The sequence below is a fragment of the Microbacterium sp. NPDC086615 genome (assembly GCF_040686055.1).
Taxonomy (GTDB): Bacteria; Actinomycetota; Actinomycetes; order Actinomycetales; family Microbacteriaceae; genus Microbacterium.
In genome coordinates, this window is record NZ_JBFBJJ010000023.1 from 1 (window position 1) to 26,478 (window position 26,478).

Annotated in this window: 24 protein-coding genes; 14 read left to right on the plus strand and 10 right to left on the minus strand. The window is 69.1% G+C overall.

Features of this window, described 5'->3' with window-relative positions; genetic code table 11:
* Window positions 1–249: 249 nt before the first annotated feature.
* The 4 genes from AB0O24_RS16900 (at window position 250) to AB0O24_RS16915 (ending at window position 3,694) form a co-directional block, all read left to right on the plus strand.
* On the plus strand, window positions 250–1,056 hold the full coding sequence (locus AB0O24_RS16900) for an amino acid ABC transporter substrate-binding protein (protein ID WP_058595377.1): 807 nt from the start codon (window positions 250–252) through the stop codon (window positions 1,054–1,056).
* A gap of 135 nt (window positions 1,057–1,191) precedes the next feature.
* Window positions 1,192–1,857 (plus strand): amino acid ABC transporter permease, encoded by a 666-nt coding sequence (locus AB0O24_RS16905; RefSeq protein WP_363376569.1) that lies wholly within the window; start codon window positions 1,192–1,194, stop codon window positions 1,855–1,857.
* Window positions 1,844–2,629: an amino acid ABC transporter ATP-binding protein gene (locus AB0O24_RS16910; protein ID WP_307385291.1), complete on the plus strand. Its 786-nt coding sequence runs from the start codon at window positions 1,844–1,846 to the stop codon at window positions 2,627–2,629. The genes AB0O24_RS16905 and AB0O24_RS16910 overlap by 14 nt, the downstream gene beginning before the upstream one ends.
* Before the next feature lie 24 nt (window positions 2,630–2,653).
* The gene (locus tag AB0O24_RS16915) at window positions 2,654–3,694 is read left to right on the plus strand and encodes a DUF561 domain-containing protein (RefSeq protein WP_363376571.1); all 1,041 of its coding nucleotides are present in this window, start codon (window positions 2,654–2,656) and stop codon (window positions 3,692–3,694) included.
* 13 nt (window positions 3,695–3,707) lie between these two features.
* Here AB0O24_RS16915 and AB0O24_RS16920 read toward each other — a convergent pair whose 3' ends face one another.
* Both AB0O24_RS16920 and AB0O24_RS16925 read right to left on the minus strand, forming a co-directional pair.
* The gene (locus AB0O24_RS16920) at window positions 3,708–3,983 is read right to left on the minus strand and encodes an acylphosphatase (RefSeq protein WP_307385294.1); all 276 of its coding nucleotides are present in this window, start codon (window positions 3,981–3,983) and stop codon (window positions 3,708–3,710) included.
* A gap of 109 nt (window positions 3,984–4,092) precedes the next feature.
* Entirely contained in the window at window positions 4,093–4,752 is a 660-nt protein-coding gene (locus AB0O24_RS16925) for a LysE/ArgO family amino acid transporter (RefSeq protein WP_363376573.1), read from the minus strand.
* Between the two features lie 69 nt (window positions 4,753–4,821).
* Between AB0O24_RS16925 and AB0O24_RS16930 the strand changes: the two genes are divergently transcribed.
* The gene (locus AB0O24_RS16930) at window positions 4,822–5,709 is read left to right on the plus strand and encodes a LysR family transcriptional regulator ArgP (protein ID WP_363376575.1); all 888 of its coding nucleotides are present in this window, start codon (window positions 4,822–4,824) and stop codon (window positions 5,707–5,709) included.
* 1 nt (window position 5,710) lies between these two features.
* On the opposite strand, the gene AB0O24_RS16935 is transcribed toward AB0O24_RS16930, so the two are convergent.
* The 4 genes from AB0O24_RS16935 to AB0O24_RS16950 all read right to left on the minus strand — a co-directional run bounded on the left by AB0O24_RS16935 (window position 5,711) and on the right by AB0O24_RS16950 (window position 9,994).
* The gene (locus tag AB0O24_RS16935) at window positions 5,711–6,730 is read right to left on the minus strand and encodes an NADP-dependent oxidoreductase (RefSeq protein ID WP_275799983.1); all 1,020 of its coding nucleotides are present in this window, start codon (window positions 6,728–6,730) and stop codon (window positions 5,711–5,713) included.
* 329 nt (window positions 6,731–7,059) lie between these two features.
* Window positions 7,060–7,533: a MarR family transcriptional regulator gene (locus tag AB0O24_RS16940; RefSeq protein WP_275799981.1), complete on the minus strand. Its 474-nt coding sequence runs from the start codon at window positions 7,531–7,533 to the stop codon at window positions 7,060–7,062.
* Complete coding sequence (locus tag AB0O24_RS16945) at window positions 7,526–9,220, minus strand: MDR family MFS transporter (RefSeq protein ID WP_363376577.1); 1,695 nt, start codon at window positions 9,218–9,220, stop codon at window positions 7,526–7,528. Before AB0O24_RS16945 ends, AB0O24_RS16940 begins: the two co-directional genes overlap by 8 nt.
* 99 nt (window positions 9,221–9,319) lie before the next feature.
* The gene (locus AB0O24_RS16950) at window positions 9,320–9,994 is read right to left on the minus strand and encodes a YqaJ viral recombinase family protein (protein ID WP_363376579.1); all 675 of its coding nucleotides are present in this window, start codon (window positions 9,992–9,994) and stop codon (window positions 9,320–9,322) included.
* Between the two features lie 102 nt (window positions 9,995–10,096).
* Here AB0O24_RS16950 and AB0O24_RS16955 point away from each other — a divergent pair, with 102 nt between their 5' ends.
* The 5 genes from AB0O24_RS16955 to AB0O24_RS16975 all read left to right on the plus strand — a co-directional run bounded on the left by AB0O24_RS16955 (window position 10,097) and on the right by AB0O24_RS16975 (window position 17,476).
* Complete coding sequence (locus AB0O24_RS16955; RefSeq protein WP_275799976.1) at window positions 10,097–10,498, plus strand: hypothetical protein; 402 nt, start codon at window positions 10,097–10,099, stop codon at window positions 10,496–10,498.
* Window positions 10,499–10,720: 222 nt separating this feature from the next.
* A complete protein-coding gene (locus AB0O24_RS16960; RefSeq protein ID WP_307385302.1) occupies window positions 10,721–11,707 on the plus strand; it encodes a hypothetical protein in 987 nt (328 codons plus the stop codon).
* Window positions 11,708–12,124: 417 nt separating this feature from the next.
* Complete coding sequence (gene rplJ, locus AB0O24_RS16965) at window positions 12,125–12,640, plus strand: 50S ribosomal protein L10 (RefSeq protein WP_058595389.1); 516 nt, start codon at window positions 12,125–12,127, stop codon at window positions 12,638–12,640.
* A 38-nt stretch (window positions 12,641–12,678) separates the two neighbouring features.
* A complete protein-coding gene (rplL, locus tag AB0O24_RS16970) occupies window positions 12,679–13,065 on the plus strand; it encodes a 50S ribosomal protein L7/L12 (RefSeq protein ID WP_013585572.1) in 387 nt (128 codons plus the stop codon).
* Window positions 13,066–13,312: 247 nt separating this feature from the next.
* Entirely contained in the window at window positions 13,313–17,476 is a 4,164-nt protein-coding gene (locus AB0O24_RS16975; RefSeq protein WP_363376582.1) for an ExeM/NucH family extracellular endonuclease, read from the plus strand.
* A 52-nt stretch (window positions 17,477–17,528) separates the two neighbouring features.
* On the opposite strand, the gene AB0O24_RS16980 is transcribed toward AB0O24_RS16975, so the two are convergent.
* Window positions 17,529–18,539 carry a LacI family DNA-binding transcriptional regulator gene (locus AB0O24_RS16980; protein WP_275801505.1) on the minus strand — a complete coding sequence of 337 codons (1,011 nt, stop codon included), beginning with the start codon at window positions 18,537–18,539 and terminating at the stop codon, window positions 17,529–17,531.
* Window positions 18,540–18,776: 237 nt separating this feature from the next.
* Between AB0O24_RS16980 and AB0O24_RS16985 the strand changes: the two genes are divergently transcribed.
* The 3 genes from AB0O24_RS16985 to AB0O24_RS16995 all read left to right on the plus strand — a co-directional run bounded on the left by AB0O24_RS16985 (window position 18,777) and on the right by AB0O24_RS16995 (window position 22,557).
* Window positions 18,777–20,105 (plus strand): extracellular solute-binding protein, encoded by a 1,329-nt coding sequence (locus AB0O24_RS16985; RefSeq protein WP_275801504.1) that lies wholly within the window; start codon window positions 18,777–18,779, stop codon window positions 20,103–20,105.
* 125 nt (window positions 20,106–20,230) lie between these two features.
* Window positions 20,231–21,583 (plus strand): sugar ABC transporter permease, encoded by a 1,353-nt coding sequence (locus tag AB0O24_RS16990; RefSeq protein WP_275801503.1) that lies wholly within the window; start codon window positions 20,231–20,233, stop codon window positions 21,581–21,583.
* A complete protein-coding gene (locus tag AB0O24_RS16995; RefSeq protein WP_058595393.1) occupies window positions 21,580–22,557 on the plus strand; it encodes a carbohydrate ABC transporter permease in 978 nt (325 codons plus the stop codon). Before AB0O24_RS16990 ends, AB0O24_RS16995 begins: the two co-directional genes overlap by 4 nt.
* Before the next feature lie 507 nt (window positions 22,558–23,064).
* Here the strand turns inward: AB0O24_RS16995 and AB0O24_RS17000 are convergent.
* The 3 genes from AB0O24_RS17000 to AB0O24_RS17010 all read right to left on the minus strand — a co-directional run bounded on the left by AB0O24_RS17000 (window position 23,065) and on the right by AB0O24_RS17010 (window position 24,883).
* Window positions 23,065–23,214, minus strand: coding sequence for a hypothetical protein (locus AB0O24_RS17000; protein ID WP_363376585.1), 150 nt, complete (start codon window positions 23,212–23,214; stop codon window positions 23,065–23,067).
* Window positions 23,215–23,502: 288 nt separating this feature from the next.
* Entirely contained in the window at window positions 23,503–24,174 is a 672-nt protein-coding gene (locus AB0O24_RS17005) for a DUF305 domain-containing protein (RefSeq protein WP_363376587.1), read from the minus strand.
* 1 nt (window position 24,175) lies between these two features.
* Window positions 24,176–24,883: a DUF3105 domain-containing protein gene (locus AB0O24_RS17010; protein WP_307385305.1), complete on the minus strand. Its 708-nt coding sequence runs from the start codon at window positions 24,881–24,883 to the stop codon at window positions 24,176–24,178.
* A 229-nt stretch (window positions 24,884–25,112) separates the two neighbouring features.
* Here AB0O24_RS17010 and AB0O24_RS17015 point away from each other — a divergent pair, with 229 nt between their 5' ends.
* A complete protein-coding gene (locus AB0O24_RS17015; RefSeq protein WP_363376590.1) occupies window positions 25,113–26,450 on the plus strand; it encodes a multidrug effflux MFS transporter in 1,338 nt (445 codons plus the stop codon).
* Window positions 26,451–26,478 lie beyond the last annotated feature (28 nt).

A 26,478-nucleotide genomic window follows, 5' to 3' on the forward strand; every position in this document is an offset into this window, starting at 1 on the left:
CGCCCACGCAAAACGCTGGGCTGGGACACCCCAGCCCAGCGTCTGCTAGAACTCGTTTAGTTCAGTTGGTGTTGCGACGACCCCTAGAAACCGCCCCTCGCGCCGGCGGGGCTTCCGCGTGTCAGCAGCACTCCGCAGCTGCACGGACGTGCAACACGACGTCATCCGGGAAGACTCCCACTGCGCTCCGTGTTGTGCTGGAAGGCGCCTTCGCGCCTCACCCCCCAACCCCACCACCAAGGAACAGCTATGCCCCGTCGCCGTTTGACCGTCCTCGCCGCCACCCTGGGTCTGAGCGCCCTCGCGCTGACCGCCTGCAGCGGCGGCACGACTTCTGGAGCGACCCCCGGTGCGGGATCGGAGTACGGCCTCGTCTCGGACGGCACCCTGACGGTCGCGACCGAGGGCACCTACCGCCCGTTCTCGTTCCACGAGGGCGCGGGTGACCTGACCGGCTTCGACGTCGAGATCGCGAAGGCCGTGGGCGACAAGCTCGGCCTCGAGGTGAAATTCCAGGAGACGCAGTGGGACGCGATCTTCGCGGGCCTGGATGCCGGCCGCTTCGACGTCATCGCGAACCAGGTGTCGATCAACCCGGAGCGTCAGCAGAAGTACACCTTCAGCGACCCGTACACCGTGTCGCGCGGCGTCATCGTGACGACGGACAGCGACACCTCGATCTCGAGCTTCGCCGACCTCGCGGGCAAGACCACCGCCCAGTCGCTCACGAGCAACTGGTACGAGCTCGCGACCCAGAGCGGCGCCCAGGTCGAGGCCGTCGAGGGTTGGGCTCAGGCCGTCGCCCTGCTCAAGCAGGGTCGTGTGGATGCCACGATCAACGACCAGCTGACCTACCTCGACTATGAGAAGACGAACAGCCCCACGGGCCTGAAGATCGCGGCCCAGACCGACGACACCTCCGAGAGCGCCTTCGCGTTCAAGAAGGGCCAGGACAAGCTCGCCGAGGCCGTGAACGGTGCTCTCGAGGAGCTGCGCGCCGACGGCACGCTCGCGGAGATCAGCCAGAAGTACTTCGGTGAGGACGTCACCCAGTAAGCACGCGCTGTAAAGCCCCGCGGACCGCCCTCTCCTCACCTCTAGCGTGGAACGGGGCGGTCCGCCCCCGCGTGATGGATCCCGGGCACGCGCCCGTGTGAAGCGGGCGCCCCGCCCGTGTGAAGAAGGAGGCCCATGAACGACGTCTGGTCGTTGATGCTCGACTCGTTCTGGCCGATGGTGCTGGCGGGACTGCGGGGAACCATCCCCCTGTCGCTGGCCTCGTTCGCGATCGGCCTCGTCATCGCGCTCTTCATGGCGTTGCTCCGGCTCTCGCGCAACGTCGTGCTCTCCGGCTTCGCCCGGTTCTACATCTCGATCATCCGTGGCACGCCGCTGCTCGTGCAGCTGTTCGTGATCTTCTACGGCCTGCCCGCGGTCGGCGTCACCATCGACCCGTTCCCCGCGGCCGTCATCGCGTTCTCGCTGAACGTCGGCGGGTACGCCGCCGAGGTCATCCGCGCCGCGATCCTGTCGGTCCCGCGCGGGCAATGGGAGGCCGCTCACACCGTGGGGCTCTCGCCGCGCAAGACGCTGACGCGCATCATCCTTCCGCAGGCGGCCCGTGTCTCGGTGCCCCCGCTGTCGAACACGTTCATCTCGCTCGTGAAGGACAGCTCGCTGGCATCCCTCATCCTCGTCTCGGAGCTGTTCCGTCAGGCGCAGAACATCGCCGCGTTCTCGTACGAGTTCATGGCCGTCTACCTCGAGGCGGCTCTGATCTACTGGCTGTTCTGCCTGGTGCTGTCGTTCGGGCAGAACGCGCTCGAGAAGAGATTGGACCGCCATGTCGCCCACTGAGACTCCTCTGCTGCAGGTCACGGGCCTGGAGAAGAGCTTCGGCGCCAACCGCGTGCTCGACGGCGTCGACCTCGAGGTGCGCCGCGGCGACGTGCTCGTGCTGATCGGCCCCTCGGGCTCCGGCAAGACGACGGTTCTGCGTTGCCTCAACGGCTTGGAGACTCCGGATGCCGGTGTCGTGGCGTTCGACGGAGGACCGAGCGTCGACTTCGCGGGACGTGTGAGCAAAGCCGATCGCATGGCTCTGCGCGACCGTTCGGCGATGGTCTTCCAGCACCACAACCTCTTCCCGCACCTCACGGTCTTGCAGAACGTGATCGAGGGGCCGGTGCAGGCGCACGGTGTCCCGCGAGCGGAGGCCGTCGCGCGCGCCGTGACGCTGCTCGACCGCGTCGGACTGACCGAGAAGCGCGACGCGTACCCCTCGGAACTCTCCGGCGGACAGCAGCAGCGCGTCGGCATCGTGCGCGCCCTGGCGCTTCAGCCGCAGCTGCTGCTCTTCGACGAGCCCACCAGTGCTCTCGACCCCGAACTCGTCGGCGAGGTGCTGACCGTGCTGCGCGAGCTCGCGAACGAGGGCTGGACGATGGTCATCGTCACTCACGAGCTCGGTTTCGCGCGCGAGGTCGCCGACGAGGTCCTGTTCTTCGACGAGGGCGTGATCGTGGAGCGCGGTGCGCCATCGGAGCTGCTGCGCCAGCCGAAGAAGGAGCGCACGCAGCGCTTCCTCAACCGCCTGCTCCGCCCCCTCGACGGCCCCGATCCCGCCTGACGCCCGGGCGGGTAGCGTCGGAGCATGCGCCTCGAGAACCTGCTCGGCATCGACGTCCCGATCGTCCTCGGTCCTTTCGGCGGCCTCTCCTCGGTCGCTCTGACCGCGGCGGTCAGCGACAGCGGCGGCCTCGGTTCGTACGGTTTGTACGGATACACGTCCGACCGCATCCACGACACGATCGCTGCTCTGCGGGCGGCGACATCGCGGCCGATCGCGGTGAACCTCTGGCTCCCGCGCGGCGACGAGGTCACCCCCGACGACGTCGACGTCGACCCCTTCCTCCGCGGTGCGGCGCCCCTGTACGCGGCCGCGGGTGTCGCGCCACCCGTGCCCCCGGCATCCTTCCTTCCGCCCCTCGACGAGCAGCTCGACGCCGTGTTCGCCGCGCGACCCGACGTGTTGAGCGTCGTGTTCGGGGTTCCGGATGCCGCCACCCTGGCTCGCGCGAGGGACCTCGGCATCCGCGTCCTCGGTACGGCCACCTCGGTCGCCGAAGCGGTCGCCCTCGATGCGGCGGGGGTCGACGCGGTGGTCGCGACCGGAGCGGAAGCGGGCGGGCATCGCGTGTCGTTCCTGCGGGACCCCGCGCAGTCGCTCGTCGGCACGTTCGCGCTGATCCCGCAGGTCGTCGACGCGGTGGACGTTCCCGTGATCGCGGCCGGGGGGATCGCCGACCGACGCGGGGTGGCGGCGGCCCTGGCGCTTGGTGCGGCCGGAGTGCAGGTCGGGACCGCGTTCCTGCGCACTCGCCAGTCGGCCGCGACCGCGGGTCACCGGGACGCGATCGCTGCGGCGGCTGACGTCGACACCGTGCTGACGCGAGCGATGAGCGGACGGCTGGCGCGCGGCATCCCAAACCGCGCGATGCGCGACCTCGAGGCCACGGGGATGATTGCGCCGTTCCCCGCACAGAACTGGCTGACCGGGGTGTTCCGCGCCGCGGCGGCTGCGGCGGGCGAGCACGACCTGGTGTCGCTGTGGGCGGGGCAGTCCGCGGGTCTCGCGCGTCTCGACGACGCGTCCCAGGTGCTCGCGGAACTCCGCGCGGGGCTGCCTGGCTAGGTGACCGCGCGGGTCAGACGGTCGCGCGGATCTCGAAGGCGTCGGGGGCCGTCTCGGAGCTGACCGCGACCTCGACCCGATCGACCGCGGCCGACGGTGGGCCGTGATGCGCCCACGCGAGGACGTCCTCCACGATCGCCGGATCGCCCGACAGCAGAGCCTCGACCGTGCCGTCGCGTCGGTTGCGGACCCACCCTCGCAGGCCCGCGCGCTGCGCCTCCTCGCGCAGGGCATACCGGAACCCGACACCCTGCACCCGTCCGTGCACCGTGATGGCCACTGTTCGCATGGGTCCATTCTCGTCGCCGAGCTTCCGGCAGCTCGGGGCGCGTACGCCACGTCGGGGCGGGAGAACCGCGCCCTGAACCCGGCGATGGTGGAACGGACGCGATCGCCGCTCAGTGCGGGAGCACGAGCGACAGCGCGAGCGCGAGCATGACCACGGCGATGATCGCGTCGAGGATGCGCCACGCGCGCGGCGTGTCGAGCCATCGCCCGAGGAAGCGGGCACCGAAGCCCAGGCCCGAGAACCACGCGAGGCTCGCCAGGCACGCACCGATCGCGAACGCCCACCGCCCGTCGCCGTGGGTCGAGGCGACCGAGCCGAGCAGGAACACCGTGTCGAGGTACACGTGCGGATTGAGCCACGTGAGAGCGAGACAGGTCAGCACGGTCGCGACGAGGGTCGTGCGGGCCGGGCGGGTCTGCACGATCGTGGCTCCGGCATCCGGAATCGACGGGGACGCGGCGGTGTCGATGCGCAGCGTCTCGCCGCTCGGACGCACGGCCCGCCGAGCGGCGAGGACGCCGTATCCGACGAGGAATGCGGCACCGGCCCAGCGCACGACGACGATGAGCCAGGGGGCCGCCTGCAGCACGAGCCCGATTCCCGAGACGCCGAGGAGGATGAGGATCGCGTCCGAGACCGCGCAGACGGCGACGACGGCGAACAGGTGCTCACGACGCACGCCCTGGCGCAGGACGAACAGGTTCTGGGCGCCGATGGCGACGATGAGAGAGAAGCCGAGACCAAGGCCGGCGAGCAGGGAAGCGAGCACGCTCCGACGATAGGGGCGCGCGAAACGAAAGCCCAGCTCAGGATTCTGACGTGCCGTTAGCATCTCTTCATGTCGATTCCGCTCGATCTCGCCCGCACCCTGGCCGTCGTCGTCGAGGAGGGGACTCTGGATGCCGCGGCCCGTCGCCTGCACGTCACTCCGTCAGCGGTGAGTCAGCGCCTCCGCGCGCTCGAGGATCAGCTCGGTCGCGTGGTGCTGGTCCGGTCGAAGCCGGTGCGGACGACCGAGGCCGGCGACGCCGTGGTGCGCCTCGCGCGCCAACTCGCGCTGCTCGAGCACGATGCGCTGACCGCGATCGGCACAGACGACGGGGCCGTGGCATCCGTCCCGCTCGCCGTCAACGCCGACTCGCTCGCGACGTGGTTCCTGCCGCCGCTGGCGCGGGTGTCGGCCCGTCGACCGGTCGTGTTCGACCTGCACCGCGACGATCAGGATTTCACGGCGGGGCTCCTCGAGGCGGGCACGGTGATGGCGGCGGTGACGTCGCGCGAGACCCCCGTCGCGGGATGCCGCGTGCGTCCCCTCGGCGTCCTGCGATACGAAGCGGTCGCGACCGTCTCCTTCGCCTCCCGCTGGTTCGCCGACGGCGTCGACACGGCCGCACTGGCGGACGCGCCCGTCGTCGACTTCGACCGTCGCGACGACCTGCAGACGCAGTGGTTGGCGCGTCGGGGAGTGGCGGCGGGGGCGCCTCCTCGCCATCGGGTCCCGGCATCCCAGGACTTCGCCACCGCCGTCGAGTTGGGCCTCGGATGGGGGCTGCTGCCGCGCTTCCAGTCGGCCGCCGGCCTGGCCGAGGGCACGCTGGTGCGCCTCGGGGACGATCCGATCGACGTGCCGCTGTTCTGGCAGCAGTGGAATCTCACGTCCTCCCTCCTCGACGACATCGCGGAGGAGGTCGTCGAGGAAGGACGCCGGGTGCTCGCGAACGGCTGAGTCAGTCGTCGCTGACGTGCAGCACGATCTTGCCGCGGGTGTGTCCGCGCTCGAGCTCGGTATGCGCGGCGGCTGCGTCATCGAGGTCGAAGACCCGGTCGATGAACACGCGCACGGCACCGGAGTCGATCAGGCGACCGATCGTGGCGAGCGCTGCGCCGTCGGGGATCGTCTTGTAATCGGTGGACCGGATGCCACGCGCCGAGGCCGCTTCGCGGAATCCCGGCCAGGCGCCGGTCGGCACCTCGATCAGCAGACCGCCGGGACGCAGCACCTCGAGCGATCGCGTTCCCGTCTCGTCGGCGACGTTGCCGATGAGGTCGATGACGACGTCGACGTCGGCCACGACGTCTTCGAAGCGGGTCGACGTGTAGTCCACGACCTCGGCGGCGCCGAGGTCGCGCAGCCAGTCGAGGTTGTGGGGAGACCCCGTGGCGATGACGTGTGCGCCGAAGTACGCGGCGAACTGGACCGCGAAGTGCCCCACTCCGCCGCTTCCGGCGTGCACGAGGATGCGCTGACCCTGGTGGGCGAGAGCGGTCTCGACCACGAGGCCCCACGCGGTGAGCGCGGCGACCGGGACGCCCGCGGCCTCGACGTACGACAGGGCGGCGGGCTTGCGCGCGAGCGACAGGGTGGGGACCACGGCGTACTCGGCGTAACCGCCGGGCGTGCGGGGGACCGCGGCCATGCCGTACACCTCCGTGCCGACGGGGAAGGGGTGCGCGTCGAACGGGGCCTTCACGACGACTCCGGACACGTCGAGCCCGAGAACGGACGGCCACGCGTCGATCGCGCCCGACATTCCGCGGCCCGCGCGGGTCTTGGCGTCGATGGGGTTGATGCCGGCGGCGACCACCCGGATGAGCACCTCGCTGAGCACGGGTGTCGGGACCGCGATCTCGGCGACCCGCAGCGCGTCGGCGGCGCCGGGAGCATCGAAGACGACCGCCCGCATCGTGTCGGGGACCGCGGGGGCGGGGTCGATGCTCGTCTCGGGACGCGTCGATCGGAATCTCATCGGGCGCTCTCTCTCGCGTACGGGCGGCGGCACCGCCGCGGTTCCCCCAGTCAATCGCGCGATTGTCTCCGCGGTGTTACACCTCGGTCACCGTGTCGCGACGGGCCGTTCAGCGCCTGGCCGGGGCGTTGTGCGGTCTGCCCACGCCGCGGGCGTCTGCTCCTCGGGCCTCCGAGAGCGCGCGGCGGGCGTGAACGCGCCGCTCGAGTGTCCACGACACCCGGGCGATCCGAAAAGACACCGAAAAGACATCCGGGTGTTTCGCACACTCAGCGAAAGCCGGGCCGCTCGCAGCGAACGCGCGGTCGGCCCGAACGGGCGTGCGGCGCTCAGTCGCTCGCGGGGACCTCGCCGACGGCGAGGGCGTGCAGCAGCGTCGAGAGGTGTTGGATGTCGTCGACCGACCAGTCCGCCAACGCCTCGAACAGTCTGCTCTCGTGCGGAGCGCGGGCGTCGGCGAGGCGCTGGTGACCCAACTCCGTGACCGAGATCAGGCGGGAGCGTCCGTCGTTGGGGTCGGGGGCCCGCGTCACCAGACCCAGGTCCTCGAGCTCGCTGATCGCCCGGCTCAGGAACCCCTTGTCCGCGGTCAGTCGCTCGGCCAGGGCGGAGAGGGTGAGCGGTCCGAAGCGACTCACGACCGACAGGGCCTTGAAGGTCGCGGGGAGCATCCCGGGACTCACGCGTTCCGCCGCCTCGGAGACGAAGCGGCGGAACACGGTCATGAGCTCCGAAAACGACGCCTCCAGGGCCTGCACAGCCTCACGGCGCTCGTCGTTCGGTTCGCTCGTCACGTCAGACATCCTCTCCCATCTGAGCCTCGCGGCGTGCGCGGCGGGAGGGAGTGGCATCCTCAGTCGGCACCGCACCGGTCGCGGCCAGCGTCGACATGCCCGCCGGAACCGACACGGTGGCGAAGTCCGCCTCGCTCGCCGCCACGCGCTCGGTGGTCGTCATGCGGGTCAGCGGACGGTTCGGCAGGAAGAGGATCGCGATGAGGCTGACCACGGCGACCGGCACCGCGATCAGGAACGAGTGGGCGATCGACTGGGCGTAGATGTCCTCGACGATGACGCGCACGCTGTCGGGCAGCGTCGACACCTGCGGGATGGTGCCCGACTGCAGGGACTGGGCGACGGATGCGCCGTTCGCGCCGAGGCCCATGATGGCGGCCTTGAGGTCTTCGGCCCGGTCGGTGAACAGGCTCGTGGCCATGCTGGCGAGCGCGGCTCCCATGACCGAGACGCCGATTGTGCCGCCGAGGCTGCGGAAGAACGTCACGCCCGAGCTGGCTGCGCCCATCTGGGTGGGGTTCGCGGTGTTCTGCACAACGAGGACGAGGTTCTGCATCGTCATGCCGACGCCCGCGCCGAGCAGGAACATGTAGATCGAGACGAGGGCGAAGTTCGTGTCGTAGTGGATCGTCGACAGCAGGTACGACCCGGCGATCAGGAGCACCCCGCCGGCGATGAGGAACGGCTTCCAGCGGCCGAAGCGGGAGATGAGCGCGCCCACGACGATCGACGAGACCAGGAGGCCGCCGATCATGGGGATCGTCATGACGCCGGCTTCGGTGGGCGTGGCGCCGCGCGCCATCTGCATGTACTGGCTCAGGAATACCGAGGTGCCGAACATCGCCAGACCCGTCGCGATCGAGGCGATCGTGGCGAGGGTGAAAGTGGCATCCCGGAACAGGGTCAGAGGCACGAGGGGCTCGGACGAACGCAGCTCGACGATCACGAACAGGATCGCTGCGAGCACCGCTCCGCCGACCATCAGCAGGGTCTCGGTGCTGGCCCAGTCGAAGGACTTCCCGGCGTTGGTGACCCAGATGAGGATGAGCGAGACCGCGGTCGACAGCAGCACGATGCCGAGGTAGTCGATCCTGACCTTCCGCTTCGCGCGTGCAGGCAGGTGCAGCGTGCGCTGCTGGATCAGGAGGGCGGCGACGGCGAAGGGGAGCGCGACGAAGAAGTTCCAGCGCCAGCCGAACGCGTCGGTGATGACACCGCCGAGGAGCGGACCGCCGACGGTGGCGACGGCCATGACCGCACCGAACAGGCCCATGTAGCGACCGCGCTCACGGGGGCTGATGATGTCGGCCATGATCACCTGGCTGAGGGCGGCCAGGCCGCCGGCGCCGAGGCCCTGCACCGCGCGGAAGGCGATGAGCATGTCGGTGTTCTGCGAGAATCCTGCCGCGGCGGTGGCGAGCACGAAGATCGCGATGGCGACCTGGATGAGCACCTTGCGGTTGAACAGGTCGGCGAGCTTTCCCCAGATGGGGGTCGAGATCGCGGTGGTGAGCAGGGTCGCGGTGATGACCCAGGTGTAGGCGTTCTGGTCTCCCGACAGGTCGTGCACGATGACGGGCAGCGAGGTCGAGACGACGGTCGAGGCGAGCATCGACACGAACGTGCCGAGCAGCAGCCCGATGAGGGCGGGGAGGACGCGCCGCTGCGCGGGCGCGTCGACGGAGATGGTTGCCATGCGGAACTCCACGAAAAGGGGGACGGATGCCGCGACGACGATGGCGCGATTAGTTGACTGATGTCAACGATACGCCTGATGCTTGACTTGCGTCAACTATTAATCGAGGAGCGCGAGGGCGCGGTACCTCTCCGTGGGTTCCTGTCGTGCCGGGGTGGGCTGGCGTGCCTGCATGGTGCGGCGGTAGAGCTCGTCGATGAGCGAGGTCGCGAGTCCGACGAGTTTGGCGATCTCGCGCTCGTCGCGGTCGACCCACTGGCAGCGTGGCTCGTCGTGCAGGGGCACGAATCCGTCGTGCTGCTCCCACGCCACGAGGGTCCGTTCCGCGCCGAGGACGTGTTGCTGCCACCAGATCTGCCGCATGTACGTGCGGGGGATCGAGCGCCAGGCCTTGTTGGTCGTCTTGATCTCGGCCAGCACGACGCGCCCCTCGCCGTCGACGACGACGCCGTCGGGAGTGGCCAGGTGCCGCTTCTCGACGACCGCGTGGTACAGGGCTGACGAGGGTTGGATGCCGTGCGTCGCGGCCACCCACGCGGCGATCTCGGGCTCGCGCCGACGGCCGTGCGCGGTGAAGGCATTGCCCGAGAAGTTCGAGCCCATGAGCTTGGCATCCGCTGCGCGCGCGATCGCGTTCGGGCTGGTCAGGGTGGCGACGTCGGTCGCGGTGATCCCGCGCGAACGCGCGCGGATCCAGGCGACGCGATCACGCGAATCCGCGACGATCCGGGCGTCGAGGTCGGCGCTGCGGGAGGCGACGAGCTCGGGGGACATGCGTTCGACCCTAACCCCGCTCGACGGCGGATCTCCTGTGACGCTCGGCGCGTCGGCATCCGGGGTCTTGTCATCGAAGTAAGGGTGACCTAAGTTGAGGTCATGACTCCGGATGCCGAGCACCTCCGTCGCCCCGACGGTGGATGCTGGTGCGAGCTCGAGGGGGCCGTGCTCTTGGGCGGCGACGCGAGGAATCTGCCCGAGATGCGGCGGATCGCTGCCGCGCTGTCGCCCGCGGCGCACGTGACGATCGCGATCGAGATGTCGGGGGTGCGGGAGATCGAGCCGTTCGACGCGGGCGACGCGCGGGTGAGCTGGCTCGATCGTTCGGTCGGCGGCCGGATCCGTCCGCGTGGCGAGCGTTTGGCGCAGGCGATCCACGCCTGGTGCGCCGAGTGGGCGTGCGGGGAGTCTCCGGTCTGCACCGTGTGGCTCGGCGCCCGGACGCCCACGCGCATCGTGCGCATGACCCAGGCGCTGCTCCCGGCCCCGCGCGTTTCCTGATCGGGTGGGTGGCCGGTCGCGGCGGTGTCGCGAGATGACCGGCGTTTCACGAGATGACCTGGGTTTCGCCGTCATGGCGGGTCTTCTCGGCGAACGACGGTCATCTCGGCGAGGGACGGGGGTGCGGAAAGGGTTCCTGCACAGGCGGCGGCGGGAGCCGGCTGTCCACGGATCCCGACCGCAGGCGAGCGGGCGTGCATCAGGATGCCAGAGCATCGGGGAATGCGATCGGAGCAGCTGTGGTGGGGCCTCGGTTCCGGGATGTACTCCCGCGAGCTGTTGCTCTCTCGTGGTGTGCCTGCGAGCGTTCTGTCTCTCGCGTCGAAAGCGGGGCCGTGGCTTCGTCTGCAGCCGGGTGTCTACGTCGAGCGTGAGGTACATCTCGCGCGGCTTCCAGCTGAGCGGCACCGGGTCGCCGTCGCTGCTGCCATGTCGGCGACCCGCGGGGGGTCCGCAGTGGTGTCTCACCTGTCTGCGGCGGTCATCCACGGCCTGCCGCAGTATCGCTTCGCTGACCGTCCCGTGGAGGTGACACTCGCAGGCGCGATCGGAGGGTCCAGTCGCGCCGGCCTTCGTCGACATCTCGACGCGCTCCCCGACGACGACGTCGTAACGATCGACGGCATCGCCTGCACGAGCCTGGACCGTACGGTGTTCGACGTCGCGCGCACGGCCCCGCTCGAGATGTCGCTCACGTGCGCTGATGCGGCGCTGAGGCGTGAGGTGGTGTCGTCGCACCGGTTCGATCCCGGAGCTCAAGAGGCGTGGCGCGAGCGCATGCGGGAGCGTGCGCATCGCGCAGCCGGGTCGCGCGGCATCCGACGGGCGCGCGAGGTCATCGAGTTCGCCGACGGTCGCGCAGAGCTTCCCGGCGAAAGCGTCAGTCGGCTGCAGTTGCACCGCATCGGATTCCGAGAGATCGACCTGCAGGTCGCCGTCGCGGGACCTCAGGGTTCGACGTACTTCGTCGACATCGGGCTTCGCGATGTGCGGACCTTCTGGGAGTTCGATGGCGAGGTCAAGTACAGGGATGCCACGATGCGCGGCGGCCGGTCCATCGAGACCGTCTTGCTCGACGAGAAGCGTCGTGAGGACTGGATCCGCGGAACGACACAATGGCGCCTCTGTCGAGGCGGGTTCGGCGACATTCGCACGCCCGAGACACTCGCCGCTCGCCTTGCCTCCTTCGGTGTGCGCCCGCCCCGCTGATCCGCGACCCCGTGTGGGCCGTTCGGAATGCGGCCGCGTACGCCCCGGCGGGAAGCCGAGATGACCGGTGGTACGCGAGATGACCCGGGTTGCGTGGGAAGCGCGTGTCATTTCGGCGAACGCGGGTCACTTGGGCGCGCGGAACGGGGGCGGGCGGACGGGCCAGCGCGGGCGGCACCGGATTGGCGGGGGAGCGCGGCGTCGGGTACAGTAGAGCCCAAGCCAAAGACCGTCGGTCATCGGAGTGCTCGCACACCGATCGAAGCGTTCGCTGAAAAGCGGAGGACCTACGCAGGTAAACGAATCTCTTCCGAGCTCCGTGCGCCTGCGCCGGAGCTCTTCTTTTTTGTCCGGACCCCGGTGTCTTCGGCCGGCGCCCCGCCTCCGCGGAGCGCCTCGTACACACAAGGAGTGGCCATGGCGCAGAAGGATGCATCGGTCGCCGAGCTCACGAAGAACTTCGAGAACTCGACCGCCGTTCTGCTGACCGAGTACCGCGGTCTGACGGTTGCCCAGCTCAAGCAGCTGCGCAACGACATCCGTCAGGACGCGGATTACGCCGTGGTGAAGAACACGCTGACCAAGATCGCCGCTGCCAAGGCGGGGGTCACGGGACTGGATGACGAGCTCAAGGGCCCGTCCGCCATCGCGTTCGTGCACGGTGACCCTGTCGCCGTCGCGAAGGGCCTGCGTGCCTTTGCCAAGGCTAACCCTCAGCTCGTGGTGAAGGGCGGCTACTTCGATGGCGCCGCTCTGACCGCGGATGAGGTCAACAAGCTCGCCGATCTCGAGAGCCGTGAAGTCCTGCTGGCGAAGCTCGCCGGTGCGATGAAGGCGACGATGACCAAGGCGGCATACGTCTTCCAGGCGCTTCCGTCGAAGGCCGTTCGCACGGTCGACGCGCTGCGCGAGAAGCAGGACACCGCGGCCTGACCCGGCCCGGCTGATTAACCCGATCAAGGAGATACAACATGGCTAAGCTCAGCACCGAAGAGCTGCTCGACGCGTTCAAGGAGCTCACCCTCATCGAGCTCTCCGAGTTCGTCAAGGCGTTCGAGGAGACCTTCGACGTCACCGCTGCCGCCCCCGTGGCCGTCGCCGGCCCCGCCGCCGGTGGCGCTGCCCCCGCCGAAGAGGCCGAGGAGAAGGACTCGTTCGACGTCGTCCTCGAGGCCGCCGGTGACAAGAAGATCCAGGTCATCAAGGTCGTCCGCGAGCTCACCTCGCTCGGCCTCGGCGAGGCCAAGGCCGTCGTCGATGGCGCTCCCAAGGCCGTGCTCGAGGGCGCGAACAAGGAGACCGCCGAGAAGGCCAAGGCTGCCCTCGAGGAGGCCGGCGCTTCGGTGACCCTGAAGTAATTTCGCTTCACGGTCGCAGCAACGCGATTCAGAAGGTCCGGATGCCACTGGCATCCGGACCTTCTTCGTTGTCAAGAGAGCGGGGTCCGAGGATGCCAATGGCATCCGGGCCTTCTTCCGTTCCGCCACGTGTTCACACGATGGCAACGAAAGAACCCTGGGAATTCCTGATGAGGTCGTCTACGGTCGAAGAGACCCCCCGTCGATCCCCCCACCCGACGATGTCTGTCGGATTCGCAGGAGACCCATGTCACCCGTGCCTTCTCGGCGACCCTCGGGCCGCACCGCGACTGCGCTGAGCGCTGCCGTCGCCGCCGCCCTTCTCGGTTCCGCCCTCGTCGCCCCCGCCGCCGCCACCGCCGCACCGCTCGCGCCGGCCACGCCCGTTCCCACGGACACCGTCGCGCCGACCTCGACGCCGCCCGCGGAGGCGCCCGCGGAGCCCGCACCCACCGCGCCGGCTCCCACGGAGACTCCGGCAGTCGATGCCCCGGCGAAGACCGTCGAGACCGCCGTTCCGACGCAAGAGGCGGAAGCCGCGGCCGACATCACGCCCATCCGCGATATCCAGGGCGAGGGCGACAGCACTCCGCTCGACGGTCAGACCGTCACCACGCGCGGCATCGTGACCGCCGCGTACCCGACCGGCGGCTACAACGGCTTCTTCCTCCAGACGGCCGGGACCGGTGGTGAGCTGAGTGCCGAGCACACGGCATCCGACGCCGTCTTCGTCTACGGCTCGCGCGCGGTCGCCCAGGTCGCGATCGGCGACTACGTCGAGGTCAGCGGCACGGCGGGGGAGTACAACGGGCTCACCCAGATCGTCTCGGACGCCGACCTCGTCACCGTTCTCACCGAGGACGCGGAGCCGGTCACCCCGGCCGAGGTCGCGTGGCCGCGAACCGACGAGGAGCGCGAGCGCTTCGAAGGAATGCTGCTGGCCCCGCAGGGCGACTTCACCGTCACCAACACCTACATCACCGGCCAGTACGCGGAGATCGGGCTCGCGGCGGGCACGACGCCGCTGCTCACCCCCACCGAGGTCGCTCGACCCGGCACCCCGGAGCTCGATGAGGTCGTCGCCGACAACGCCGCGCGGGGTGTGGTGCTCGACGACGGCGCGTCGCTGAACTTCCAGCGCTCCGCGACGGACGTGCCCCTCCCGTACCTGTCGCTCACCGACCCCGTGCGCGTCGGCGCCCCGGTGACGTTCACGCGTCCGGTCGTGCTCGACTACCGCTTCGACGCGTGGAAGCTCCAGCCGACTCAGCAGCTGACCGTCGAGAACGCCGCCGACGTGCAGCCCGCGACGTTCGCCAACACGCGCACGGAGCGTCCGGCCGACGTCGGAGGGACGGTCCAGCTCGCGAGCTTCAACGTGCTCAATTACTTCACGACCACCGCGGAGGACGTCGGTTGCGACTCGGTCTACACCGACCGCGAGGGCAACCCGATCACGGCGAACCGCTGCCCTGAGCCCGGTCCGCGCGGAGCGGCGAACGACGAAAACCTGCAGCGCCAGCAGGCGAAGATCGTCGCCGCGTTGAACGCGATGGATGCCGAGGTCGTCTCGCTCGAGGAGATCGAGAACTCCGCTGCCCTCGGTAAGCCCCGTGACGAGGCCCTGTCCACCCTCGTCGCCGCGCTGAACGCCGATCTCGGCGAGGACGCGTGGGCCTTCGTGCCGTCGCCGAACGCCCTTCCGGCATCGGAGGACGTCATCCGCACGGCCTTCATCTACAAGAAGGCGGCGGTCAGCCCGGTCGGCGACAGCGTCATCCTCGACGACCCGGCCTTCTCCAACGCGCGCCAGCCGCTCGCCCAGGCGTTCGCGCCCGCCGGTGGCGACGACGCCGCCTTCGTGGCCATCGTGAACCACTTCAAGTCCAAGAGCGACAGCGACCCGGCTGCCGGAGGCGACAACGCAGCCGGTGACCAGGGCGCCTTCAACGGCGACCGCGTGCGCCAGGCGGAGGCTCTCGTCGGCTTCGCCGACGAGCAGGCGGAGGCCCTCGCCTCCGGCGCGGTGTTCCTGCTCGGTGACTTCAATGCCTACACGCAAGAAGACCCGATTCAGGTGCTCCGCGACGCGGGGTACGTCGACCTGGCCGGCGACACCGGGAAGTACACGTACTCGTACGACGGTCAGTCGGGCTCGCTCGATCACGTGCTGGCATCGCCGGCGGCGCGGGAGCTCGTCACCGGCACGGACGTCTGGAACATCAACGCCGGTGAGGCGCTCGCGCTCGAGTACAGCCGCTACAACGCCAACGTGCGCACCCTCTACGACGCCTCTCCCTACCGCTCGAGCGACCACGACCCCGTGGTCGTGGGCATCGACCTGTCGGGGACGACCGAGCTCAACCTGCTGAACATCAACGACTTCCACGGGCGCATCGACGCCAACACGGTCACCTTCGCCGGCACGATCGAGCAGCTGCGCGCCGAGAAGGGCGATGACCGCTCGCTCTTCCTCTCCAACGGCGACAACATCGGCGCCTCGCTGTTCGCCTCGGCGAACGCCCAAGACGCCCCCACGATCGACGTGCTCAACGCGCTCGAGGTCGCGGCATCCGGAGTCGGAAACCACGAGTTCGACAAGGGCATCGACGACCTCACCGGTCGCGTCACCGAGCGCGCGGCATTCCCCTACCTCGGGGCGAACGTCTACCGCGACGGTCAGCCGGTGCTCCCCGGGTACGAGATCGTCGAGGTGAACGGCCTCCGGGTCGGCGTCGTCGGTGCCGTCACCGAGGAGACCGCCTCGCTCGTCAGCCCCGAGGGAATCGAGGGCATCGAGTTCCGCGAGCCGGTCGCCGAGGTGAACCGCGTGGTGGCCGAGATCCGCGACCAGGTCGACGTGCTCGTCGCGGAGTACCACGAGGGCGCCTTGCAGGGAGAGACGTCGGGAGGCACCCTCGACGACGCCCTCGCGCGTGGGGGAGCGTTCGCGCGCATCGTCACGGAGACGGATGCCGATGTCGACGCGATCTTCACCGGTCACACGCACGAGGAGTACGCGTGGGACGCGCCGATTCCGGGGTCCGACGGGACGCGTCCCATCCTGCAGACCGGCAACTACGGCGAGAACATCGGCCAGGTCGTCCTGACGATCGACCGCGAGAGCCGGGATGTCGTCGGCCACGAAGCCCGAAACGTCCCGCGGCTTGCGGCCGAGGAGGTCGAGGGCGACGACGAGCAGACCGCCGAGAACAGCAAGGCTCTGGATGCCGAGCTCATCGCGACCTACCCCCGTGTCGCCGAGGTGGCCGACATCGTCGACCGCGCCCTCGCCGAGGCCGAGCGGGTCGGTTCGCAGCCGGTCGGGTCGGTGTCGGCGGACATCACGACGGCGTTCCTCGGCGGCTCGTACGTCGACGGTGTCTACCAGGGCGGTGAGCGCGACGATCGCTCGAAGCAGTCGGCGCTCGGCAACCTCGTGGCCGACGCCCTGCACGACACGCTCGCCGACCCCGTGCGCGGTGACGCCGACCTCGCGGTGGTGAACCCGGGCGGTCTGCGCGCGGAGCTGCTGCGCGGCGACGACGGCGTGATCACCTTCGCCGAGGCCAATGCCGTGCTGCCGTTCGTGAACAACCTCGGAACCACGAGCCTCACCGGCGACCAGCTGCGTCGTCTGTTGGAGCAGCAGTGGGGCGACGCGGCCGGCCGTGCCGCGACACTCTCGCTGAGCGTGTCCGAGAACGTGCGTTACACCTACGACGCCACGCGCGCGCCCGGCGAGCGCATCACCGGCATCTGGATCGACGGGATGCCGGTCGACCCGGCCGCGTCGTACCGGGTGGGCTCCTTCAGCTTCCTGCTCTCGGGAGGCGACGCCTTCACGGTGTTCGACGAGGGGACGGATTCGCGCGATTCCGGTCTGATCGACCGGGACGGCTGGATCGCGTACCTCGGGTCCCACCCCGACCTCGCTCCCGACTTCACCGCGCGGGGCGTTCAGGTGACGGGTGCGCCGGCAGAGGCGGCCCGCGGGACCGAGGCCTCGTTCACCGTGTCGGGCCTCGACCTCACCTCGCTCGGCAGCCCCGCGGCCACCGAAGCCAGCGTCACCGTCGGCTCGGGTGAGTCGCAGACGGTCCCCGTGAGCGACGGCGTCGCCGAGGTGACGGTTGCCGTTCCGGCGGATGCGCCCGACGCGCTCGACATCACCGTCTCGACCGCCTCCGGCTCCACCGCCACGGTTCCCCTGCGCGTGGTCGGGGGCGCCGAGGTGCCGGCCGCTCCCGGCGGCGGCGACGGCGGCGAGGCGGCGCCCCCGCGCGGCCCCGACGGACTTCCGCGCACCGGTGCGGATACGGCGTGGATGGGCGGCGGAGTCCTCGCGGCCCTCGCCCTGCTCGCGCTCGGCGTGGCCGTGCGGCGGCGCGGGATGCGTCAGGCCGACTGAACCCTGAGAGAGAAGGGGCCCCGGATGCCACGGCATCCGGGGCCCCGTTCTGTCACGCGCTCCGCGGGGGAGCGGTGGAGGCGCGCACGACCAGGCGTGTGACCGCCTCGGTGCGTCGGGCGGGTTCGTCGGTGCCCTCGATCATGGACAGCAGCAGCCGCGTCGCTTCGACCCCCTGGTCGAGGGGATACTGCTCGACCGTGGTGAGCGAGAACATCTCGGCGTAGTCGTGGCCGTCGATGCCGACCACGCTGAGCTCGGTCGGAACCGAGATGCCCATGCGGCGAGCGGCGATGATGACCCCGATCGCGACCTCGTCGCACGCGGCCACGACACCGGTCGGACGCGACCCCGCGTCGGCGAGGAACGACGCAGCGGCCGCATAGGCGTCGGTGATCGTCAGCGTCGAGGGCACGCTGCGGATACGGACGGCGAGCCCGTGATCGTTCATCGCGTTGCGGTAGCCGATCGAGCGTTCGTCGACGTCCTTCGCCGGGGCGTCGGTCGGGGGAGTGCTGCCGACGAAGGCGATGTCGGTGTGCCCCAGTGCGATCAGGTGCTGCGTGATGATCCGAGTGATCGCGACGTTGTCGAGGCCGAGGGTCGGGACTCCGGAGAGCGGGTTGCCGATACTGACGACGGGCTTGCCGATGTTCGCCAGGCGCTCCAGGTCGGCGTCGTCGGGCTCGAGCGCGACGGCGATGATCCCGTCGAATCGCTTCCGGGCGAGGTACGTCGAGTAGAGGCTTTCGCGGTCGTTCGAGCCGGGCTCGGCGACGTAGAGCGTGACGTCGTATCCCCGGGGAATGAGTGTCCGCTCGACGCCCTCGACGATGGCGCCGAAGTACCACCGGTTCACCTTGGGGACGATGAGCGCGATCGTACGCGTGCGGCCGGTCGCCAGGCTCACGGCGCTGGTGGACGGCACGTATCCGAGGGTCGACGCCGCGTCCGAGACGCGACGACGGGTGTCGTCGGAGACGTAGCCGCCGCCGGTCAGCGCACGACTCGCCGTCGATTTCGACACGCCTGCCAGGCGAGCCACATCGGCGATTCCGCTCATCGGTGTGTTCCTCGGTGTCCGGTCGACCTCCGTGTCGACGTCGAAGCAGATTACCTGAGATTCACCCTTTATGGAACCGGTTCCCCCGCGAATCGTCGCCCGAGATCCGCGTGATTTCGCCAGTTACGCGTTCGTGATATTTCGATGTTGCGCAACTTCTGGTTCTCGCCTACGGTGATCTGGAATCGGTTCCTGACAGAATCCGATGCACCATTGAACTCGAAGAGGAGAGACCACATGGGTATGTCACAGCGGTATCGCCTGCTGGCCCCCGTCGGGCTGCTGGCGGTCGGCGCGATCGCACTCGCAGGCTGCGCCGAGGGTGACAGCGGGGGCGGCACGAGCTCGGGGGGCGAGACCACCGTCCGCATCTCCGGCGGTATCACCGGCAGCGAAGCCGACCTGCTGAACCAGTCGTTCGAGAAGTTCACCGCCGACACCGGCATCAAGGTCGTCTACACCGGCGACAAGAGCTTCGAGGGCAACATCGTCACGAAGGTGACGGGTGGAGACGCCCCCGACATCGCGATCGTCCCGCAGCCGGGTCTGCTCAAGACCCTCATCGGCACCGGCGACGTGCAGAAGGCGTCCGACACCGTCTCGTCGAACGTCGACAAGTACTGGGGCGAGGACTGGAAGTCCTACGGCAGCGAAGACGGCACGTTCTACGCGGCTCCCATGCTCGCCAACCTCAAGGGCTACGTCTGGTACTCGCCGGCGAAGTTCAAGGAGTGGGGCGTCGAGGTCCCGAAGACGCTCGACGAGCTCATGACCCTCACGGCCACGATCCAGCAGAAGACCGGCGCCGCCCCCTGGTGCGCGGGCTTCGCGTCCGGCGACGCCTCGGGCTGGCCGGGCACCGACTGGATCGAGGACATGGTCCTGCGCCAGTCCGGACCCGAGGTGTACGACCAGTGGGTCGCCAACGAGGTCAAGTTCACCGACGCGCCGATCAAGGAAGCGTTCGACGCCACCGGCAAGATCCTGCTGAACCCGCAGTACGTCAACGCCGGTTTCGGTGACGTCAAGAGCATCAACTCGGTGGCCTTCGCCGACGTGGCCGCCAAGGTCGCCGACGGCAGCTGCCCGATGACCCACCAGGCGTCGTTCCTGTCGTCGAACTTCCAGACGGTCAAGACCGCCTCGGGCGGCGAGGTGAAGGTCGCTCCCGACGGTGACGTCTACGCCTTCCTGCTCCCCGGCGTGACCGAGGGCAAGCTCGCGGTCGAGGGTGGCGGCGAGTTCGTCACCGCGTTCTCAGACGACGCGAACGTGCAGAAGGTCGTGGAGTTCATGTCGACGCCCGAGTTCGCGGATGCCCGTGTGAAGCTCGGCGGCGTGATCTCGGCGAACAAGGGCGCTGACCCCTCGCTGGCGTCCAGCGAATTCCTCACCGAGGCGATGAAGACGCTGCAGGACCCGAACACCACGCTGCGTTTCGACGCATCCGACCTGATGCCCGCGACCGTCGGTTCGGGATCGTTCTGGAAGGGCATGGTCAGCTGGATCGACGGTACGCCGACCGACCAGGTCCTGAGCGACATCCAGGCCGGCTACAACAACTGACCTCTTGAGGTCCACCCGATGGGTCGTCCGTGCTGCGGGCGGCCCATCGGGGCCATACTTCTCATCTGCCCGGCATGGCCCGGGCACTCATCGGTGAGCACGAAGGCGTGTTCGGGAGGGACGTCATGACCGAGATCACACACGTGGAGAAGACGCCGTCGGCGTCTCCTCCGCCGCGGGGGCGAGCGGCGGCGAAGCCGCGAGACTCCGCGCCACAGCGCCGGACCACGATCCTCGTGGTCATGGTCGGGCTCATCCTCGTGGTGGCGCTCTTCCTCTTCATGGTCACGAGGGCCCCGGCCGAAACGAAGCCCACGACTCTGGGCTTCTCGCTCAACAGCTTCTTCAACTGGCTCGGCGGACTGAACCCGCTCGTGCAGATCCCCCTCGTGCTCCTGGTCTTCGGTGCCGTCGTGGGGCTCCTCCTGCTGCTCATCGAGTACGCGCCGCGCTCCGGAAAGGGCTACTTCTGGCTGCGGCTCGTCGCGTGCTTCGCGATCCCCGTGCTCGCGTTCATGCTCCTGCGTCCGTACCAGAACGCCGTCATCTACGTGCTCGGCATCGCGGTACTCCTCGGCGCGATCCTCTTCTACGCCGACTACCGCTCGCGTCAAGGTGCCGGCTACCTGTTCCAGCTCATCCTGTTCGCCGCCCCCGCCGCCATCCTGCTGCTCCTGGGCCTGGTGTACCCCGCCATCACCACCTTCTTCCAGTCGTTCTTCGACAAGACCGGTGACAACTTCGTCGGACTGGACAACTACGTCTGGACCTTCACGAACCCCGAGGGCTTCTGGTCGGTCATCAACACCCTCATCTGGGTGCTGCTCGCCCCGACCATCGCCACCGCGATCGGCCTGGCCTACGCGGTCTTCATCGACCGGGCGGCGGGCGAGAAGTACCTGAAGGTGCTCATCTTCATGCCGTTCGCGATCTCGTTCGTCGGCGCCGGCATCATCTGGAAGTTCGTCTACGACTTCCGTCAGGGCGACCAGATCGGCATCCTGAACGCCATCGTCACCGCCTTCGGTGGGCAACCCGTCTCGTGGCTCGCCGCGACGCCCCTGGTCAACACCCTTCTCCTCGTCGTGGTGTTCATCTGGAGCCAGACCGGTCTCGCGATGGTCATCCTCTCGGCCGCCATCAAGGCCGTGCCGCCGGAGCAGATGGAGGCCGCCGAACTCGACGGTGCGAGCGCGTGGGAGCGGTTCATCAACGTCACCGTTCCCGGCATCCGCTCCTCGCTCATCGTGGTCCTGACCACGATCGCCATCGGCGCGCTGAAGATCTACGACATCGTCGCCGTCATGACGGGTGGTCGCAACGACTCGACCGTGCTCGCGTTCGAGATGGTGAACCAGCAGCAGCGGTTCCAGAGTTACGGCCACTCCGCGGCACTGGCGGTCGTGCTGTTCGTCTTCGTGCTGCCGCTGATCATCTTCAACGTGCGCCAGATCCGGAAGCAGAGGGAACTGCGATGACCACCTCGACCGTCGTTCTCGAGCCGACGTCCGACGGGCGGAGCGCTCGTCAGGTCGCCCGCGACACGCGCAAGCACGAGGCCATGGCGCGCAAGCGCCTCACGTCGAAGGGCGCGACGATCGCGGCCGTCGTGATCGCCTTCTTCTGGACCATCCCGACGTTCGGCCTGTTCGTGACGTCGTTCCGGCCCGGATCCGACACCCAGTCGACCGGATGGTGGACGGTGTTCACCGATCCCAGCTTCACGCTGGAGAACTACCGGCTGGCCTTCACCTCGGGTGGCACGGCGCTGACCCTCGCGCAGTCGTTCCTCAACTCCCTGGCGATCACGATCCCGGTCGTGCTGTTCGCTCTCGCGATCGCGTCGCTCATCGCGTACGCGTTCGCGTGGATCGACTTCAAGGGGCGGAACTTCTTCTTCATCTTCATCTTCGCGTTGCAGATCGTGCCGCTGCAGATGGCCCTGGTGCCGCTGCTGAGCCTGTTCTCGCGCGGGCTGACGATCAACGAGGTCACGATTTTCCCGGGCTTCGACCTGCGCGGCGTGGAGCACAGCTTCGCGACCGTGTGGATCGCGCACGTGATCTTCGCGATGCCGCTGGCCATCTTCCTGCTGCACAACTTCATCGCCGAGATCCCGCACGAGGTGATCGAGGCGGCGCGTGTGGACGGTGCCGGACACGGCCAGGTGTTCTTCCGCATCATCCTCCCGCTCGCCGCCCCGGCGCTCGCGTCGTTCGCGGTGCTCGAGTTCATCTGGGTGTGGAACGACCTGCTGGTGGCGACGATCTTCGCGCCATCGTCATCGCTGCCGCTGACGCAGTCGCTGAACTCGCTGTCGGGCACCTGGGGAGACCAGTGGTTCCTGCAGTCGGCCGGTACGTTCATCTCGATCCTCGTGCCGATCATCGTGTTCTTCCTCCTGCAGCGGTTCTTCGTCCGCGGCCTCCTCGCCGGCGCCACGAAGGGCTGAGGTCAGGCACGACCGGAGGGGCGTGGCATCCGTTTTGGGGGATGCCACGCCCCTTCCTGTGTCGGGCGCGCACACGGGGGTTTGTCGGGCGCGCGGTGGCGGGTGCGCGGTACGCGTGCGGGCGCGCGGTGGCGGGGCGGGGGTTGCGCTCGCGCATAAACGCGATTCGCGCGCGGAAACGCGGTGTGCTCGCGTTTCTGTGAGTGGATGGCGTTTATGCGTGGCCGTTGGGTGCCTCACGAGCTTTGGGCTGCTTCGCGGTTGCGGTGCGTCGGGTGGTGGGGCGGGGGTTCCGCTGGCGCATAAACGGGATTCGCGCGCGGAAACGCGGTGTGCTCGCGTTTCTGTGAGTGGATGGCGTTTATGTGTGGCCGTTGGGTGCCTCGCGAGCTTCGGGCTGCCTCGCGGATGCGGTGCGTCGGGTGGTGGGGCGGGGTTGCGCTCGCGCATAAACGCGATTCGCGCGCGGAAACGCGGTGTGCTCGCGTTTCTGTGAGTGGATGGCGTTCATGTGTGGCCGTCGGGGAGCCCGCTCACCTCGGATGCCGGATGCCGGATGCCGGATGCCGGATGCCGGATGCCGGATGCCGGATGCCGGATGCCGGATGCCGTGAGTGGGGCGTCGAAGGGGCGGCGCGGGTGCGACCCCCCCCGCATAAACGCGATTCGCGCGCATAAACACGATGTGCTCGCGTTTCTGTGAGTGGATCGCGTTTATCGATGCCAGCCCGGCCCGGCGCCCACCCCGCCCGGCGCGGAGCGGCTTGGAGCGGTGCCGTCTCGCCCGGCCCGGCCCCCGCCCGGCCCGGCCCAGTGCCCGCGCGACCCGGCCCAGCGCGACCCGGCCCAGCGCGACCCGGCCCAGCGTGACCCGGCCCGGCCCGACCCGGCCCAGCCCGACCCGACCCAGTGCGGCCCGCCCGCGGGCGCGGCGCGCGGCGCGGGTCAGGCGGTGCAGGCGAGGCGGGACTGGATGTCGCGCATCGCGTCGATCTCGGCAGACTGGCCGGTGATGATCGCTTGCGCGACCTCGGCCACGCGCGGCTGGTCGCCCAGCTCGATGACGGCCTCGGCCATGGGGATCGCGCCCTGGTGATGGCGGATCATCAGGGAGAGGAACAGGCAGTCGGCGGGCTGGCCCTCGAGGGTCTGGAGCTGGTCGAGCTCGGCATCCGTCGCCATCCCCATCTGCGCGAGGAGCTCGTCCTGCGTGTACGCGGAGGTGTCTCCGTGGCTGTGCGCGCCGGAGGACTGCATCCACGTCATCAGCGGCTGCGGGGACGACTGCGGCAGCCCCCACTGCACCAACCAGCCGTACATCTCACCGCGCTGGCCCGACTGCGCCGTCGCGATGTCGTACGAGAGCGTGCGCAGTTCGTCGTCGTCGGTCTTGCGGTAGATCTCCATGGCCATCAGCACCGCTTGGGTGTGGTGCACCTGCATGTCGCGCGCGAAGCCGGCGTCGGCGGACGTCGTGGAGGGATACGTGGGCGCGGCCGTCGCGCCGAACGCCGTGAAGCGTCCGATCGCGAAGGCCACGGCCACGATGGCGACGGTCACGACCGCGACCACGATCCACCGGACCGCGGGGCGTGCGCCCGGGGCGTCGTCGGTCATGTCAGGCCTTGCCCGGCCCGTCGATCGCACCCGAGCACGCGGCATTGGGCTCGGGCACGTTCTGGCTCCGCCAGTACTCGGTGAAGAACTCGCCGATGCGCGGGTCGGTGGGGGAGTCGACCTTGAGCTGGTGGTTCCAGCCGCTCACCGCGACGGGGGTGTCGAGGCCGGGGTACGGCGAGAGGATCGCGTAGCTCGACGGCATGACGGCCTTGAGCGCATCGATGCCCGCCGCGTCGACCTGATCGGGGTTGTACGTGATCCAGATCGCCCCGTGTTCCATCGAGTGGACCGCGTTCTCATTGGGCACCGGCTCGGTGTACACCGCGCAGTTCAGCCAGTACGGGTTGTGCGGGCCGCCCGCGGGAGGGTTCTGCTCGTAGGTGACGGCACCCTGCACGTGGTCGGAACGGTTCTCGAAGGTCTGCACGCCCTCGATCACACGGCCCGTGCTGTTGCCCGCCTGGTAGCTCGTCGGGGGCGCGGGGGCGAAGACGAACGAGGCCACGACGACGCCCACGACGGCGAGGCCGGCCGTCGATCCGACGACCCACCAGACGAGCTTGCCGCGCTTACGACGCGCGAGCTCTTTCTGGTACTCGGCGAGCTTCGCCTGCCGCTTCTGCTCGCGCTGCTGCTTGACCGTGAGGTCGATCTGGGACTGCTTCGCCGGGTTTCCGCTGCTGCGTTTTTCAGGGGGAGGCGTCATGTGCGGTGTTCGTCTCTCTTCGGGGCGGGACACGTCGGCTCAGGCCGATTCGTCCAGCCTATGCGGATGAATACGGCGTCGGCCTGGGAGGAACCCGCATACCGGGATGGTGGGATGCACGGACCGCGCGCTAGTATGACGATGTCGAATCGATTCGAGGTTCGATGATCCCCCATCTTTTTTCGGCCCGACTCGTTCGGGCCGTCTGTGTTGCGAAACGAATTGACGCGTGCTCGATACTGCTTCTCTCCCCGTCGTCCCCCCGACCTCCGCGCCCGACCGCTCACCGACCGGTGCCATCCGCACCCTCGGCAAAAACCCCGCCACGGCGCCGATCGTGCTGCATCCGGGCGATGCGATCTCCGCCGCCCGCCGCGTGCTGTACATCATCGTGCTCGGCGCCTTGACGGCGCTCGGCCCGTTCACGATCGACCTCTACCTCCCGGCGTTCCCCGTGCTGGAGGCGGATTTCCAGACCAGCGCAGCCGCCATCCAGCTCACCCTCACCGGAACGATGATCGGCTTCGCGCTCGGCCAGCTGATCGTCGGACCCCTGAGCGACAAGGTCGGTCGACGTCTGCCGCTGCTGTCGGTCACGGCGCTGCACGTCGCGGCGAGCGTCTTCGCGGCGCTCGCCCCCACGCTCGAGACCCTGTCGGTCGCGCGGGTGCTGATGGGAGCCGGAGCCGCCGCGGGAGGCGTCGTGGCCGCGGCGATCATCCGCGATCTCTTCGGCGGACGCCGCCTCGTGGTCATGCTGTCGCGCATGGCGATGGTCTCGGGTGTCGCCCCTGTGCTCGCCCCCCTCGCCGGGTCGGCGCTGCTGCTGGTCATGAACTGGCGGGGCATCTTCGTGGTGCTCGCCGTGTACGGAGCGATCATGCTCGTCTCGGCGGTGTTGTTCGTCCCCGAGACCCTGCCGCCCGCGCGCCGCAGCGGCCCCGGCACCACGACGGTCTGGCAGCGCTACGCGAGCGTGTTCCGTGACCGCGTCTTCATCGGCGTGCTCATCATCGGCGCGATGGCCTTCAGTGGGCTGTTCTCGTACCTCTCGGCATCCTCGTTCCTGTTCCAGGTCACCTATGGCTTCAACGCCCAGCAGTACGGCGTGCTGTTCGCGGTGAACTCGGTCGGCGTCGTGGTCGGTGTGCAGATCGCCTCGCGCCTGGCTGCGCGCTTCGGCCCGCAGTGGGTGCTCGCGGTGTCGACGATCGTGCTCGTGCTCGCGGGTGGGACGATCGTGCTCACCGACCAGTTGGGCCTCGGGCTGTGGGGCACCGTCATCCCGCTGTTCTTCTTCATGACGGCGTGCGGCTTCACGTTCCCGTGCGCGCAGGTGCTCGCCCTCGATCGCCACGGCAAGGCGGCGGGCACGGCGCAGTCGATCATCGGTGCGGCGAACTTCGGTGTCGCGGGCATCATCTCGCCGGTCGTCGGGCTGCTGTCCGCCGGCGCGGGGATCACCGCCACGACCATGGCATCCGTCATGGTGGGCTGTGCGGTCATCGGCGTGCTCGCGCTCTGGCTGCTCGTGCGTCCCCGCACGGTCGAGCGCCTCGCGCCCTGAGAGTGGGGGCGAAGGCGCCCTGACCAAG

Coding starts and splice junctions, on each gene's coding strand:
- AB0O24_RS16960 (WP_307385302.1), top strand. CDS start 10,721: ATGCGATCGGAGCAGCTGTGGTGGGGCCTCGGTTCCGGGATGTACTCC.
- AB0O24_RS16990 (WP_275801503.1), top strand. CDS start 20,231: ATGACCGAGATCACACACGTGGAGAAGACGCCGTCGGCGTCTCCTCCG.
- rplL (WP_013585572.1), top strand. CDS start 12,679: ATGGCTAAGCTCAGCACCGAAGAGCTGCTCGACGCGTTCAAGGAGCTC.
- AB0O24_RS16940 (WP_275799981.1), bottom strand. CDS start 7,533: ATGTCTGACGTGACGAGCGAACCGAACGACGAGCGCCGTGAGGCTGTG.
- AB0O24_RS16980 (WP_275801505.1), bottom strand. CDS start 18,539: ATGAGCGGAATCGCCGATGTGGCTCGCCTGGCAGGCGTGTCGAAATCG.
- AB0O24_RS16900 (WP_058595377.1), top strand. CDS start 250: ATGCCCCGTCGCCGTTTGACCGTCCTCGCCGCCACCCTGGGTCTGAGC.
- AB0O24_RS16910 (WP_307385291.1), top strand. CDS start 1,844: ATGTCGCCCACTGAGACTCCTCTGCTGCAGGTCACGGGCCTGGAGAAG.
- AB0O24_RS16985 (WP_275801504.1), top strand. CDS start 18,777: ATGGGTATGTCACAGCGGTATCGCCTGCTGGCCCCCGTCGGGCTGCTG.
- AB0O24_RS16920 (WP_307385294.1), bottom strand. CDS start 3,983: ATGCGAACAGTGGCCATCACGGTGCACGGACGGGTGCAGGGTGTCGGG.
- AB0O24_RS16905 (WP_363376569.1), top strand. CDS start 1,192: ATGAACGACGTCTGGTCGTTGATGCTCGACTCGTTCTGGCCGATGGTG.
- AB0O24_RS16955 (WP_275799976.1), top strand. CDS start 10,097: ATGACTCCGGATGCCGAGCACCTCCGTCGCCCCGACGGTGGATGCTGG.
- AB0O24_RS17005 (WP_363376587.1), bottom strand. CDS start 24,174: ATGACCGACGACGCCCCGGGCGCACGCCCCGCGGTCCGGTGGATCGTG.
- AB0O24_RS16945 (WP_363376577.1), bottom strand. CDS start 9,220: ATGGCAACCATCTCCGTCGACGCGCCCGCGCAGCGGCGCGTCCTCCCC.
- AB0O24_RS17000 (WP_363376585.1), bottom strand. CDS start 23,214: ATGCGGGGGGGGTCGCACCCGCGCCGCCCCTTCGACGCCCCACTCACG.
- AB0O24_RS16995 (WP_058595393.1), top strand. CDS start 21,580: ATGACCACCTCGACCGTCGTTCTCGAGCCGACGTCCGACGGGCGGAGC.
- AB0O24_RS16915 (WP_363376571.1), top strand. CDS start 2,654: ATGCGCCTCGAGAACCTGCTCGGCATCGACGTCCCGATCGTCCTCGGT.
- AB0O24_RS16930 (WP_363376575.1), top strand. CDS start 4,822: ATGTCGATTCCGCTCGATCTCGCCCGCACCCTGGCCGTCGTCGTCGAG.
- AB0O24_RS17010 (WP_307385305.1), bottom strand. CDS start 24,883: ATGACGCCTCCCCCTGAAAAACGCAGCAGCGGAAACCCGGCGAAGCAG.
- AB0O24_RS16975 (WP_363376582.1), top strand. CDS start 13,313: ATGTCACCCGTGCCTTCTCGGCGACCCTCGGGCCGCACCGCGACTGCG.
- AB0O24_RS16950 (WP_363376579.1), bottom strand. CDS start 9,994: ATGTCCCCCGAGCTCGTCGCCTCCCGCAGCGCCGACCTCGACGCCCGG.
- AB0O24_RS16935 (WP_275799983.1), bottom strand. CDS start 6,730: ATGAGATTCCGATCGACGCGTCCCGAGACGAGCATCGACCCCGCCCCC.
- rplJ (WP_058595389.1), top strand. CDS start 12,125: ATGGCGCAGAAGGATGCATCGGTCGCCGAGCTCACGAAGAACTTCGAG.